Below are 15,800 nucleotides of genomic sequence, written 5' to 3' on the forward strand. Positions count from 1 at the left end.
TTTCCTGTCTACTTTTAATTATACAGTATAGATCACCCACCTAAAGTGGCTGAAGAATGCTGGGCCGTCATTTATTACTTGGATTTACTTTCTAGGATCTTGCCAGTGTCAGCGTGTAAATCTCGACCGGAATCTCCATATGGAAGCCAGCATTTAGAATAACCCGCCCACAAGCGTCCAAGGTGCTGCCTGTTGTATAGATATCATCAATCAGCAGTAGCTGTATGGGTTTGGCATGAGATATGCCCATATGTGTTGGCAGATGAGATCCCTTGTATAGCTCTTCAATTAACTTCGTGCCATTCGGGTTGATGGAAAAAGCGTTCTTCATCGTTTCAATACGCTCACCACGTGATTTGAAGCTTTGTTTGGTGGTGTTGATCTGGCGCTGCAACAGATCCACGATGGGTAGGCGGCAGGCGCTGGCGAGTCCAGCAGCCAGCCGCTCCGCCTGATTGAAGCCACGCTCGGCCAGACGCTCGCTGCTCACCGGGACATAGGTGACCGCGTCAGGCCGCCATTGTGGCTTCGTTTGTTGAGCATGTGTGGCTGAATGAGCCACGGGAGCTAGGGGTTCTTTTGCCAAAGCAGAATTCTGCTCCTCTCTCATCGCTTGAAAGGCTTGAATCAACAGCGCGGTTAGGAGCGGCGCGTATCGTTCATGACCTCGAAATTTGTACATTCCAATCCATTCTCTCATAAGAGCGTTGTACTGTACGGCGCTGCGGTTGGCGATAAAAGAACGGTTTTGCATATGTGGACGAGCACAGTCCGGGCACCCAACATCCCGACCACAACGCAGACAGCGGATAGAACGAATCCATGGAATCTGCTTCACACAACGTTGGCATATGCCTGGATAGGTAGAAGACAGAATCGCTCGAGTCCCACATGTCAGACAAGTCGCTCCCGGCGGGGCGAGCAGGTGATGAAGACGCCCGGTCATGTGCTGCGCATAATCGGTTAAGTTACTGAGCCAGTTGAACATGGATGAGCAAACCTCCAGTCTTGGGAATGTATTGTGAAGTGTGGATACGAACATGGCAGATGGCAATTAGGTTTGGGATGGTGGATGCAGGTAACCTTTGCGACGAGCGATGGCGTTCATTTTCCGAATTTGTGCAACGGCCTTCACCTGAGAGCGTGTCCGACGAGATGATGCAAAAACCACTCTACCCGCCGGGTCATCCATGGAACGCCCTGCTCTACCCGCCATCTGGACCAGTGACGCTTCATCAAAGAGACTATTGTCTGCATCCAATATAAAAACATCACTGCGCGGAATGGTCACGCCACGCTCTAAAATCGTTGTCGTTACGAGCAGACGAATGTCGCGATCACGAAAGGCTGTAACTTTGCTAGCGCGATCGGGGTCTTGAGATGAAGTTCCTTCAATATGGATTCCGGGAAAAGTACGACGCATCAGGTTAACAAACGTCTCAATCTGGGCAATGCGTGTCACAAACAAAAATACCTGGGCGTCACGCTCCAATGAGATTTGGATGTTAGTCCTCAAGGCAGAAGGAAGATTTCGTTTCTTAATACATTCAGCAACGGTAACCATTTTGACTAAGCGCGGGACAGGCAAAGGATGTCGGTGGAAACGTACTGGAACTTTGGCATGAGTGAGTTTTCCCTGCGCTGCTTCCCTCTGCAGCCGAGCTGGCGGTGTAGCAGATAGATATACGAAATTCCCGTCTGGTTTACAGGAGGATGCCGCCGCGTGAGCGAGCATGGGATCGTTGTGATAAGGGAAAGCATCTAGTTCGTCGATGATGACGAGATCAAATCCCTGATAAAAACGCATCAGTTGGTGTGTGGTCGCAAGCGTGAGCTGAGCGTCTTTCCAGCGTTCGTCACTGCCTCCGTAAAGGGTAGCGAGCGAGGTGTCCGGAAAAGCTTTGGCCAGACGCGGAGCTAGTTCCAGCACCACATCCCTGCGCGGCGTAGCGACCAAAGCTCGTCCGCCACGATCCAATGTATGTTGGAGCAGTGGGAATATCATCTCGGTCTTGCCGGCCCCGGTCACGGCCCACAGCAAAAACCGACCCGGCCCATCCCCTGCGGGTGGGCGGGCCAAAAACGCAAGCGCCGCGGCTGCTGCCGCGCTCTGCGCTGCGCTTAGCCCCCACCGGGCGAGCCCGCCGCCGGTGGGGGCCAAAACCGTGCCACGCGGTGCTTCGCCGCGTCGTGGCACGGCCCCTTGCGCTGCACTGCGTAGCAGCAGCGCACAAGCACGGCTGCGCCCTAGCGCGAGGCAAGCCTCGCAGTAGGCGCACGCCGCCAATCCGCAGGCAGCGCAGGGCACGCGCTGCCTGGCTTTGCTGCCACAACGGTGGCAGCGGGGCGCGCTCCGCGCGCGTCCAAGCCACGCGTGCCGACGGCGCGTGGCAGGCCCTTCGAGGGCGGCTGTGATACTCAGCCGCCCGTGCAAGCGCGCGAGCTGCGCAGCCGCGCGCCAATCCTCTGGCGGCTGGGCGGTATCCGCCAGCAACGCCTCCGCCTCGGCCGCCAGTAATTGGCGGCCGCTGATCCGCTCAGCCAGCAGGGCCGCGTCCCGCTCCAGCTGAGCCCACTGCCCGGCGGGATACGGCTCTGGCATCCCGCCTACCTGATTGCCACGCACAGCGGTACTTCCCGCTTTGCCCGCTATGCCTTTTCTGGCCTCTGTTTCCCCAGAGGCCAATTCATACACATCCAGCTTCCGTGCAAGATAACTCTGCCATTCGCGCTGGCCCCACTGATCCATACCTCGCTCCATCTCATAATGTTCAACCAACCAGGATGCCTGACTTAACGGTAACGCCTTGTCTAACAGCAACCAGCGCAGCACATGTCGCCCACTTCCTCCCTCCAGCCACCAAGCCACATCCACTCGAATATCGAGTGATAACAACATGCTCCACCCTTCCCCTACACGGCACACATACAAAGCAACCTTCATTTACTCTCCTCCCCCATCGTACTTTCTCCTAAACGCAAAAAAAGCACATGCCAACCCGGCTGTTCGCCGGAGCATGTGCTTCATGTCCATATTCCATCTTCGTATGATTAATCTTACTTATCACTATACCAATTGAATCTCTACATCACAACATTAGTCACACAACATGATCCATCATAAAATTCTGCTAATAACCAGAATCTTTCTCTAAAATTGCGAAACTTTTTCCAATCTGAATCGTCTATACTTTTAAATTAAGAGTTCTGACTTCGAAAAGTTTATTTTAATACTCATGAACTCGTCAAAACCCAGACAATAACCATAGATTGCATAAAAACCCATTTTTAATTTAAAAGCAGACTTGGCTACAATTACAAAAAAAGACTACAGCTTCTGCTGTAATCTTTTCACTGTAGATCTGCGAAATGCTAATCCCATTTCCGTTCACATGATGATTTATTGCTCTGACTCACGCAAATCAATCAGGCGAAACGTGTGATCGGTCTGTGCTACCCGTTCAATATCAGCAGGGACAGCAGGCAGATAAGATGTCTCCATGCCTTGCCTTTGCATAAGCTTTTCAATAATCGTAATCGTTTCCGCTTCTGTCCGATCAGCAACAACGGTTAATCTGAAGCTCTTACCACGGTATAACAATTCCCGGCAAAGTTCTCTTACAATGCCTTCGATCCGCCCTGCCTGATTGGAAGGGATGAGCAGAATCTGCTCGAAACCTTCAGATTCCGGACGGGAAAGATGGCGCTGGTGCATGGCATGAACGGCCATTGCCGCCAGGAAGTATATGAGCAGAATCATAGTCAGATGAGCAACCATGGCAACTGCACCTCCTCGGAAGGTCATGCTCACCCATGGCGAACATCCCTGTATACAACAAGTATATGCTGTACTTCCTGAAGGGTTACACTTGCATTTCCTATCACTCATATTCCACGCTGATCGACACCGGACGAAGAAAGACAGGCCAGGTCATTCATTCACGCCTAAGCTTGAACATATGTTCCGCACAACCTTACACTTTGCTCATTTGCAGTGATAAAGTCCATTAACCCGCAGACCAATCCAACATTCTGGAAAGGGCGCGAGTGAACACCAATCTATACTTCATCTAGGTTGAATCAACCAATGGACTGACTTACCGTAAGAATACTGCTTCACGAAAAACATAAGGTATTAGAGCGTAACCCAACCATATTTGATCGAATTGATAACAGCTTGAGTACGGTCGTCCACTTCCATCTTCTGCAGAATACTGCTGACATGGTTTTTTACTGTTTTTTCACTGATGAACAGGAATTCACCAATCATTTTGTTGCTCTTACCTTCTGCCATCAAGCGAAGCACTTCAGCCTCACGACGTGTAAGCGGGTTATTGTCGCCAGCAACAAATTTAACACCTGCTTCCTTCGAAGCTCCTTCACTCATTGCCCCTGTTTCATTAAGATACGTCATACGACGCAGCTGCATGATCAGTTTGCCTGTTACTTTCGGGTGTATGAACGCATGTCCTTCATGCACGGAACGAATCGCATTGATCAGAGACTCGGCCTCCATATCCTTCAGCAAGTATCCGTTAGCCCCTTTACGAAGCGTCTCAAATACATAACTTTCATCATCATGAATGGACAGGATAATTACTTTGACATCAGGGAACAGCTCACGCAATTTCTCCGTTGCTTCAACCCCATTTTCGATTGGCATGTTGATATCCATCAATACGATATCAGGTTTATCCTGATTGCAGAATTCGAGCACTTGAATTCCATCGCCGCATTCGCCGATGACCTCAATGTCGTCCTCCATATTTAAAATGCGTTTCAGTCCCTCACGGAACAGCTGATGATCATCAGCCAAAAGAACTTTAATCGATGCTTTACCAGTATCACGGTTTTCCATCATCCTGCTACTCCTTTCCCTTATCCACGTTTGTTGGGATATGAATCACTATTTTGGTTCCTTGATTTTCTCCGGATTCAATCTCTATTCTTCCTTCTAACAGTTCAACCCGTTCTCTCATCCCAATCAGACCGAAGTGGGTATGATCCTTGCTTTTCTTCGCAAGAAGCTCCGGTTTGAACCCAAGCCCATTGTCCTGAACGACAATTTTGACGAGCTGAGCCTGGTATGTAATTTCCACTACAACATATGTGGGATAAGCATGCTTTGCAGCATTCGACAGACCTTCCTGCACGAGGCGGTAGATTGCAGCCTCCATGGCTGAAGATAAACGATGTTCCTTACCTCTTGTTTCAAAAAGCGACCGGATTTTCGTTTTTACCTCAAAATCCTGCACGTACTTCCGAAGCGTTGGAATCAGTCCCAGATCATCCAGTGCCATAGGACGCAGATTGAAAATAACTTTTCTCATTTCTTCAAGACTGGAACGAACCTGGCCTTTCAAATCTACTATTTCGGCCTGGACCATCTTAAAATCCTGCTTAATGAGCATTCTTTCTACAATTTCCGTCCTAAGCACTAGATTGGCGAGCATCTGGGCAGGCCCGTCATGAATTTCACGAGCAATACGTTTCCGCTCTTCTTCCTGGGCCAAAATTATTTTCAAACCAATCATTTGTCGATTTTTGGCATTTTCAATGATCCGGGTCACTTGACCCAGTTCACCTGACAGGTATTCGAGTACAACACCCATCTGCGAACCGATGGTCTCGGCACGCTCCACAGAAGCTTCCACATTTTTGGCACGCTTCTGTAGGTCATCCCGACGGGCCTTCAGATACATTTCCTTCTCACGATAAATCATCAGATCCAGCTGCAGCTGTGTTGCTTTCTCATATGCCTGCTTGATATCATGCTCGGAATAACGGACAAAGTCGCGGCTAACCTCAGTCAGCCGGATCCGGGAACGGCGGTAGTTCAGCTCCAACTGATCTACTTTCTCGATCGTTTCCGCCGTCTCCTTCAACACCGACTTCAACTCCTCGTTGAGCGTTTTCAGCTCATCGCGAGTCGAGTCCATGATTTCGAACATTTGATATTTGCTGTTTTCCATGACTTGTATGGCGTTTTTAATGACGCGGTCTATGGCATCGGCTTGTAAATCCACGTTTGTTCGACTCCATTTCTATCGTTTCCGGTATATATCATACCATATCACGATGAGATGGTAACGGTCTTCGTTTTCTGTTCCCATTTTACAGTGAGACCAAGTTGCTCGGAAACGAGTCTGAGTGGGACTAAAGTCCTACCACCCGTTACGTATGGTGCAACAGTTGCGCTCTGTCTTTTACCATTCAGAATGAATTCTTTCTGCCCTACAACCAGATCAATCAGCTTGCCACCACGTAATACCGTGATCCGCTGATTTTTGCTATCCCAGCCTGCCTGACCACCAAAAGCGTCCAAAACATGTTTGATTGGCACATACGTTGTACCATTTTTCAGGACCGGTGCTGCATCAATGGCTTTTTTCGTTCCATTCACTGTCATCGACTTCTGTCCAAGTACAAGTGAGGCAGTCCCCATAGGCAATCCGACTTCACTGGACTTGGAAGGCATCGTGAATGCGATGTTGTCAAAAGCAACCGTACCTGATTTCGCACGCTCATCCTGACCTTCCTCCACGTTCACCACATAGACCCGCTTCAGCTTCGCCGGATAGGCGATGTTCAGTCCATTCAGGTCCACGCTCAGCTTCTTCCACCCGTTCCAGTCAATCGCCTTGGCGAGATCGGCATATACCGTTTTGCCATTGGCATCCGTGAATTCGGCACGTAACCAGTTCAGGCTTTTATCTCCCATAACATCCATCGACATTGATGTAGCTGCAGCAGATACCTCTCTACCGGTAGAGCCATTCAGTTGTGCATAAGCGTACATTTTGCCTGTTCCAGCAGTCATATCATAACCGAGTTGCAGTACATTGGAGCCGGCTTTTTCACCAGTTCCTGCTGTAACGGTTGCTGTACCAGTTACACCCGCTGCGTTCGTTGTGAAGTTAATCGGATAATTCACATTCTCGAAGTTCTCCCAGATCGTTTCGCTGGCAGAAGCCGAGAGTACAACAACCGTGCTGTAACCATCATAACGACCAATCGCATATCCTACTTGTGCACCAGAATTGACAGAAGATACGGTTAATTGGTCAGCAGAAACTTTACCTTTGAATCCGATAAATTCCCATGTCAGCGAGTCTGCCGGAACCGTAACACTTTGTCCGCTCTTCGTTGTTGCCGTTACAGGAATGGACATCGTTGTGCCTGCTTTGAGCGAACCGAGACCTGATCCTGCTGTCAGGGAAGCCAATTCACTTCCACCCAGTACCGATACTTTAATGGAAGATGAAGCTCCATTGCTCGTTGCCGTCAGTGTTGCTGTGCCTGGCTTCACGCCTTTGATCGTTCCGTTGCTAACACTCACGATACCGTTGTTGCTGGACTTCCAGGACATGCTGATATCGCCTGTTGCAATCGGGTTGTAGTAGGTGTCATATCCTTTGGCTGTGTACTTGCCCTCTTGCCCCACCAGCAACGTTTGGCTGCCACTCACGGCAAAGCCCTTCAGTTTACCTACAGGAGCCGTAGAGAACACACCCAGCGTGTTTACAACCTGACGTTGCTCGGTGCCATACTCTGTGTTGAACGTCAGACCGGCGTTTTGCTCACCCAACGGACGGGTTACCATTGTTGTGGAGCCTCCTCCGTCCAGGTTCATGCCTTTCCAGACACCTACACTGGTCATAAAGGATTGTAGTTCCGTCAGCGACATCCCACTGCTGTTACTGTTTTTCTCCGCTGCAATGATATAGACATACCGACCATCCTGAGAGTATCCTACTGCCGTTCTTGCACGAATGCCACCGATGCCGGAAGATGCGATATCACGGGAAAAGGAAGCTGCCTTGCCACCGTTTACCAAAATGGTGTGACCGCCAATCATCATCTCCAGATTACTCGGATCAACCGATTGTCCGGTTGTTTTGGCTTTTAACTTGTAATCCGCATCCAAGGTTTGCCCAACGGATAGATGGCTCATGATCCATGTCGCCGCTGTTCCATGCGCACGCAAAATGTACCCATCCTTCGGCACCGTCATGTTTAACGCTTTTTTATCCGAGATTTGGGTAACTACTCCGTTCTGCACGAGTACCTCTGTCGGCGTTGTGGAAGGGTCATTTGGACGTTTGGTGGATGTCCATGCAGGTGTATAAATATACATCGAGTTGGCATGACTATACTTCACCGCACCCGACTCTACTGTATAATCCTCTTTATTTATCCCACGCAAAGCAAAGGTTGAACCATCCTGTGCCTTCACTGTTCCTTCAAAAGAATACTCATCGATCATCGGTTTGCCATCCTTGGTCACCGTGAGGGCATACATGCCCGACAGTTCGGATGGTGTGGAGACCAGAACGCCATCGGAGACCTGTCCACCAATTGGCGAGAGTTCCCCGGATACATTGAAGTAATCGCCATTTACAGCAGCTACTGCACCGTTTTCCTTGGCCATGGCACCTGTGCTCTGTTTACTGTTCAGATTACCGCCCTTGCCTGTCATTACATCCAGCTTCACATACGGGTTCTGCAGATCCACCTGAACTACATCCGCCAGTACGTTGACCTTGGAACCGGAACGTGTTGTTGTATATCTGTATTTCATGAGCTTCGCACCCGAAGTCAGAATTTCCTCACTCAACTTGCTTGTATTTGTAGATGCCGCTGCAGCCACCGATTGCCACGAAGTGCCTGACCACATCTGTCCACCTGCACTCATCACCGGTGCAATCCAGATCACACCCGCCAGCGTCACAATCGCCCATTTCTTCACCTTACTGCCCTTAACGTCTTCCAGCTGTTTCCCATGTTTCCCCAGCATGTCTGAAACGTCTCTCCCATCTTGTATATCAATCTTAGACATCACGAACACTGCCAAGTAGGCAGCCGATAGCGAGATCTCTAGTATACTCTTCTATTAATAGACTGCTTTTTGTGGAAAAAGTTACGCCCCCAGCTAACTTTGAGGGGATTCTTGGCAAAAAGAAACCCATGTATGCAATTAGCTACTCATACATGGGAATTTATCTGTATACTGATATTCGTTATATTTTCAATTTAACTCTGGGAAATGAATTTCGGGTAACATTCGATTGGGGTCCTCTTCGTTCTCACTAATGTCATGATCATAACTATAATTCCAGTGCCCATTGGCGTAATCGAGGTAGATCAGCGCCTCATATATAGAATGGTTCTGCTCTATGTTCTCTGAGATGTAGCTCCATTCCAAGGTTGCATGAACAACAGCTTGGTTCTCCCCAAGAAACACGACTCGTTCATTAGACATATGATACGTAGTGTCTCCATACTCAAAGGAAGCTCTTGTAATGTGCTCCCATGTTCTCCATTCATCAACTGCATTTGCGTTCATTCGTTCAATATCAAATGGCGAAGTATATTTATACGTTAAATCAAAGTCTTTCTGATTAAACGCTCTATAATATTGCCTCAGGTCAGATAGGATATTTTGTTGCTTCTCATTAAAATTCTCTTTTATCATATGTACAGATTTATCGATATCTTCTGGAAGCGTAGTATTACTGGAAAGATATCGATCCTGAAGTATTTTCCACCGATTGTTCTCCTTTATAATTCGAAACACGACCTCATGTTGGTCATTTATTACCTGATTATTATGGATATATGTAACATACAATAATGCCTGGTTCGCAGATTCGTATGTAATGCTTGTTATATCTATACTGTAAATTCGATCAGGGATTTCGCTCACTTGGGGTGCAATCTTACTATCCGTCAGATAGGATCTCTGCATATGATCTGAAGCTAGTAGTTCTACAGTGAAAGCTCTATCATATGTTGTTATCAAATCAAGTATCTCTTTCTCTTGACCATACCCATACTGCACCATCCACGCCGTATTTGACTTTTGATCATACTTAACCGCATGCTTGGTTAACCAGGCGGCATAACGGATAGGTAAAAAGAATTTTCCATCAATCTGAATACCTGGCCTTTGTAATTCGTAGTAATCTCCCGATCCACTAATGTAACCATCGTCCGGTAGAAAGATAAATTTTGATATCCCGATCTTAACTGAAATCTCTCGATCTACCACTGAGTAATCCGCTTGGTACCCCATTAGTTGAATAAACTCTCGAAATGGAACATACACCGTTCCTGATTTTGTCATCAGTTTAATATTTGTTGGCTTTTCATTTACGTACAGTTGTATGGATTCTTTATTATCTTGAGCATACGCCAGTGATGGTATAGATATTAACCCCAGAACGAGGACAAAAACTAGCATTTTTTTAAGCAAATTTACACCCTCTATCCATGAAATTTATGACTTTATAATATAAAGAAGCGAAACCAACCAGTTGAACTTATTCCCCTGATCGATTTCGCTTCACTAAGATAAAGAGCTAATTACTATTATAGATATCCTAATTTGTCCAAAACCCGCTTCAACATCACTGCTGCCTGTGCACGAGTTGCATTTCCCTGAGGTTCAAATGTTCTGGCTGTCATGCCTTGAATGATTCCCTCCTGCACAGCTTTGGCAACAGAATCCTTGGACTGGATTTTGTTGCTGTCCTTGAACTTGGATAGAGTGGTAGCAGCCGAAGATTGAAGAGAGACTGTTTTCCCACCGTAGTTCATCGCACGTACCATCATAAGTGCCATCTGCTCACGCGTAATAGGGCGATCCGGCTTAAACGTACCATCGGTATTCCCCGTAATGATCCCCGCTTCAGCGGCAGCCCCGATATAGGCACTTGTCATACTTCCACTGCGAACGTCCCTGAAACGACTCGCTGCAGTTGGTTCTCCATTTAAACCCAGACCTCTGGCGACCAATTCAGCGAATTCTGCACGTGATATATTCTCATTTGGTCGATAGTAAGAACCATTTGGTGCATTAATAATCCATTTGGCAGAGAGTTCCTTAATAACTGCACTAGCCCAGTGTGATGTGGTGTCCGGATAATTAACAATATGGTTGACCGGAACTACCGATTGATTCCCATTCAGTTGTCCTTGGACAACTACACTTCCTGGTGTATTTTTAAACGAGCTAGGTACGTTTGATAACATGAAGGTAACCGGATCAATATAAGTGAATCCAGATGTTACTGTAGAAGTACCTACTGGTAATTGCATGGATAACTGACTTTTCACTTTCTGCTCCACACGTTGATCGGTCGTACCATTACTGGCAAACAGGTACACATCCGTATAATTCGCAAGTTTCTGCGCTCCTGCACCTGCAATCAAGCCTTCCATCGTCCCCGATGAAGACACAGGTACCGTCTCTAACTGAACGTATAAGGATGGAACCGCTGCTCCTGTCGTAGTACTTGTGTTTGACGTTCCTACACTCCGACTCATAGCCGCCATATCTAAATTAGACAGTGGCACCGTCCAGAGAAGATCGCCATATTTCACACCAATAGTACCTGTTCGATAACTTGCAGCAATCTGAGTCAGTGCATCTAATGGGAATCCAACATACGCAGCCGATTCACTGTCCGGAATCTCAAATACCACCGGCTGAGTCAATTTCCCGTTTGCTCCAGCGTATTCAAAGGACTGAATCAACTTGGTTGCATCCACGTTGAATTGACGAGTCGGGCGATTATAGTGGGACATCGCAGATACAGCAGAAGCCGTAGTGTTATTCATCACAAGTAAAGACTGACCATAGCTCGTTGCATCCAATTCCGACAACCAGGAAGGACGGTTTCCCGACTGATTATTGTTGTTGGAACTATTATTCGTCTGTTGCAACGTAAGTGGACCAAATGCTGTTATCGTGACATTCGACGCATCACGTAACGGCACTGCCCCAGGTACATAACTCACCGTTCCCGTCTGAGTAGCTGTCGATGTTACTGCTGAAGTATCCACTTTCAACGTCACCACAGAGCCAGAAGCTGAAGCAGACAATACAGTTGTGGTTGAATTACCAATCACTACACTGAACTGAGATGCTGTTAGTGCAGCCTGGGACTGGATTGAATCACGGAAATTAATTTGAACCGTGTCTCCCTGAAGCGTAGCCGACAGGATTTTGCCATTTCCATATGTGTACGTTACTGGAGTCAGATTGAGATATCCTGCTGGGTTATTGTTCAGATCCGTTAATCGCAATGCTCCAGGTACATATGATAACGATATATTTTGTGTATCCTTCACCGCTGAAGCCAGCGTTAACGTGACCAGATCATTTTCGATCTCAGAATCATTAACGAAGACTGGCTTACCATCGACCAGAACAGAATATTGGCTGTTGAGCGGTTTATTCGTCGTGTTCAGTGGTTCATTGTAACGCATCCATAACTTGTTACCACTCACCTCAGCACTCTTAAACTCAGGTGGTTTGGTATCAATTGAATTGCGGACATAGAAGCCGCTGAATCCAGCAAGAGCCTGTCCACGTGTATCTTTTACAGGCCATGAACCTGGCGTGTATGCGACCCGCACGACTTCACCATCCGTAATGGATCGACTAAGATTCAACGTCACCACAGAGCTGCCATTGATCGATATGCTATTGATGCCTACAGCATATTGATCCGCAGTTACACTGAATTGTCTTGCTGCATCACTTGAAGTGATATATACCGTCTCAGGGTAGTACAACGTAATAGTACTGTAATACACGTTACCTTCTCGTGGCTTGGACATGACAGAATCTAAACCGTTCTCCACATCTCTTGCGCCAAAAGCAGCCGCAGCATTGGAAGATTGATCTGTAAGACGATTACCTGTAGTACCGGGTGTATATGAAATCCGCACAACTTGTCCTACCGCTACACCCGTATCCAAGACAACATATACACTGTCACCTGAGATATAAGTGGAGCTAACATTCCTCTTTTCACCATTTACAGTTACAGCATAAGTACTACTCAGCGAATTAGTGCTGTACAGCCACTCATCATAAGTCAGGCGAATGGTGTTATTGCTATGCATCTTAGCATTTTTCAACACAGGTGCAGTTGTATCTGCACTTAATGTTTTAAAGGCCCATGATGTAGACCCATTAAGACCTGTAAATGTATTTCCTGCTTTATCACGAAACGTATTGGCTGGAATATCTACCACGTAATTTGTGTTGCTATCCAATGCGTTCGTAGGTGTAATAAGCAATTGTCTATTGTTTGCACTATTAATGACTGTCTTAGATGCAACGGTTGCTCCATTTGATTTTTTGAGCGTTACATTCTGAATGTAATTCGGATCAAGTTCTTTGTTGAACGTAACTGTTAAATTTCCCGTTAATGGTGCATTGGTAGTACCGTTTGCGGGAGATACAGTAGATACCATAAGGGACGTCGGATCGGATATGACATTGAATCCCCAAACATTCCCACTAATTGCACTGATATCATTCTCATTTCTATCCCTCAAAAAACCTTCTGGCATTACGATGTAATATGTAGTGTTGTTGTTCCAGTTATTCGTGGGAACGATCGTAATCGTATTTGTTCCAAAACCTGTAATTCGAGGTGTTCCTGCGTTTACTGGAATCTGCTCAAATACAGTACCACCAACTCTTCCCTGATAAATAATGAGATTCCCTCTACCTGCGGTTACCGGCTTATCGAAAGTCATCACTACCTTAGTTGAAGGAGATACCATTGCTGCGTTATCAGGAATTCTACTCACAAGGGAAGTTGAGCCTAGTCCCAGAGTGCTGAAGGTCCACTCTTTGTTAGTCAGTCCCGGAAATGGAGTATTGTCCGCGTAAACAAATGATTTATTATCTATCTCTACGTAGTATGTTGCTCCCGGTAGAACCTTGTCCTTGCCTAGTGTAATAGTCACTCGTAGGCCACTATCTAGCGCAGGCGTACTGTCTCCCGCATCCGGTGTCGTTGGGTCTGTAATCGGTGGTGTGGGATCAATTACAACTTGGTCACTGGATACCAGCACCGAACCCATCGTTGTATTATCATCCAAACGCTTAATCAAGATTGAACTTTGTGTACCCGGTGCCTTCTGAACAGATTTATCAAAATCAATAACGAATGGTACTGAACTATCCACATTCGTTCCTTTCACGGCAGGAACAGTGTTCGTTATTCCATTTGCACTTAATTCATTGGCCGCATATGCTCCCTGCTCGACTCCACTCCAACCCGTAAGCCAACCTTGAGCCGTCAGCATAACAATTAAGATTCCGAGCATGCCTTTTCTTGCAATTCTCTTCAATTCCACTGATCTTCCCCCTTATCTGCATTTCTTCTCCTGTCTGATGTACAGACCTCATTATGTATTTCGGTTAGAGAAGGGATTTCATTTAGTTATTTGGGGATTTATTCCATAATTTTTCCTTTGTCCATGACAAGGCAGTTAAATCGATGGAAGCACAAAAAAGCCCTTAATTCCTTAACGGAATCAAGGGCTTCATTACTATTACACCTAAATTACAGACCTGCTTGAGTTTTCAAAAGGTCTACTTTATCCACTTGTTCCCAAGGTACATCCAGATCTGTACGGCCGAAGTGACCATAAGCAGCCGTTTGTTTGTAGATTGGGCGACGCAGATCCAGCATACGAATAATGCCAGCCGGACGAAGATCAAAGTTGTTACGCACAAGCTCAACCAATTTCTCTTCGCTGACTTTGCCAGTTCCGTATGTATCCACGTTGATCGATACCGGGTTGGCTACACCAATCGCGTAAGCGAGCTGGATTTCCACTTTGTCTGCAAGACCTGCAGCTACAAGGTTTTTCGCTACGTAACGTGCCGCATATGCTGCGGAGCGGTCCACTTTTGTCGGATCTTTACCAGAGAACGCACCACCGCCATGACGTGCATAACCGCCGTAAGTATCTACGATGATTTTACGTCCAGTAAGGCCTGCATCTCCCTGAGGTCCGCCAATAACGAAGCGTCCTGTTGGGTTGATGAAATATTTAGTCTGCTCATCCAGCAATCCAGCTGGAACAACAGGCAAGATTACATGTTCTTTGATGTCTTTTTGGATCTGCTCCAGCGTAGTCTCCTCAGCGTGCTGAGTAGACACAACGATTGTATCCACACGTACCGGTTTGTCACCGTCGTATTCAATCGTTACTTGAGTTTTACCATCCGGACGAAGATATTCCAATGTACCGTTCTTACGCACTTCCGCCAGACGGCGTGCGATACGGTGGGACAGAGCGATTGGCAAAGGCATGAGTTCTGGTGTTTCGTTCGTTGCAAAACCGAACATCAGACCTTGGTCACCTGCACCAATGTTTTCTGTTTCACGAGCGACTTGTTCCGGGTCACGGTTCTCAAGCGCTGCGTTAACGCCTTGAGCAATATCAGCAGACTGCTCATTCAAAGAAGTCAGAACTGCACAAGTGTTATAATCAAAACCGAACTTGGCACGTGTATAGCCAATATCCTTAATTGTATTACGAACGATGGACGGAATGTCCACGTATTCAGAAGCTGAACTGATTTCACCGATGACAAGCACTAAGCCTGTGGCTACGGAAACTTCGCAAGCTACGCGAGCATTGGGATCGTTCGCCAGGAACGCATCCAATACGGCGTCTGAGATCTGATCGCAGATTTTATCCGGATGTCCTTCAGTTACAGACTCCGATGTAAATAGATGCCGGCCTTTAACAGACATGAAGTTTCAACCTCCCATAACTAGTAGTATGGCGATTGCCCGAACAAAACATGACAGCGATTCGTTCACTGTACCCTCGAAGCTTTCCAAAATGGAATAAGGACGCAGGGTCCGCAGTACCGAAGATAAGGATTTTTCAGGTAATTGCCTCAAACGAAAATCAACCTTTCCCTAGTGGAAAAGGTTGCATACCTCAAGTGCCATCTTAACGTATTTGTCAAGACG

At 47.0% G+C, this 15,800-nt stretch carries 9 protein-coding genes; all 9 read right to left on the reverse strand.

Annotated features, from left to right (window positions below; genetic code table 11):
* Positions 1-91: 91 nt before the first annotated feature.
* Positions 92-988, reverse strand: coding sequence for a ComF family protein (locus C170_RS17875; protein ID WP_051447268.1), 897 nt, complete (start codon positions 986-988; stop codon positions 92-94).
* Between the two features lie 66 nt (positions 989-1,054).
* Positions 1,055-2,944: a helicase-related protein gene (locus C170_RS17880; protein WP_036612494.1), complete on the reverse strand. Its 1,890-nt coding sequence runs from the start codon at positions 2,942-2,944 to the stop codon at positions 1,055-1,057.
* Between the two features lie 456 nt (positions 2,945-3,400).
* The gene (locus C170_RS17885; protein WP_036612497.1) at positions 3,401-3,778 is read right to left on the reverse strand and encodes a hypothetical protein; all 378 of its coding nucleotides are present in this window, start codon (positions 3,776-3,778) and stop codon (positions 3,401-3,403) included.
* A 357-nt stretch (positions 3,779-4,135) separates the two neighbouring features.
* Positions 4,136-4,858 carry a response regulator transcription factor gene (locus C170_RS17890; RefSeq protein WP_026081439.1) on the reverse strand — a complete coding sequence of 241 codons (723 nt, stop codon included), beginning with the start codon at positions 4,856-4,858 and terminating at the stop codon, positions 4,136-4,138.
* 7 nt (positions 4,859-4,865) lie between these two features.
* Positions 4,866-6,026, reverse strand: coding sequence for a sensor histidine kinase (locus C170_RS17895; protein ID WP_036612500.1), 1,161 nt, complete (start codon positions 6,024-6,026; stop codon positions 4,866-4,868).
* A 47-nt stretch (positions 6,027-6,073) separates the two neighbouring features.
* Positions 6,074-8,797 carry a stalk domain-containing protein gene (locus C170_RS17900; RefSeq protein WP_036612503.1) on the reverse strand — a complete coding sequence of 908 codons (2,724 nt, stop codon included), beginning with the start codon at positions 8,795-8,797 and terminating at the stop codon, positions 6,074-6,076.
* Positions 8,798-9,028: 231 nt separating this feature from the next.
* On the reverse strand, positions 9,029-10,255 hold the full coding sequence (locus tag C170_RS17905) for a stalk domain-containing protein (protein WP_036612506.1): 1,227 nt from the start codon (positions 10,253-10,255) through the stop codon (positions 9,029-9,031).
* Between the two features lie 116 nt (positions 10,256-10,371).
* A complete protein-coding gene (locus C170_RS30160) occupies positions 10,372-14,163 on the reverse strand; it encodes an S-layer homology domain-containing protein (RefSeq protein ID WP_051447269.1) in 3,792 nt (1,263 codons plus the stop codon).
* Between the two features lie 209 nt (positions 14,164-14,372).
* Positions 14,373-15,575: a methionine adenosyltransferase gene (gene metK, locus C170_RS17915; protein ID WP_036612510.1), complete on the reverse strand. Its 1,203-nt coding sequence runs from the start codon at positions 15,573-15,575 to the stop codon at positions 14,373-14,375.
* Positions 15,576-15,800: the final 225 nt, after the last annotated feature.

It is taken from the genome of Paenibacillus sp. FSL H7-689 (assembly GCF_000517905.1).
Classification (GTDB): domain Bacteria; phylum Bacillota; class Bacilli; order Paenibacillales; family Paenibacillaceae; genus Paenibacillus; species Paenibacillus amylolyticus.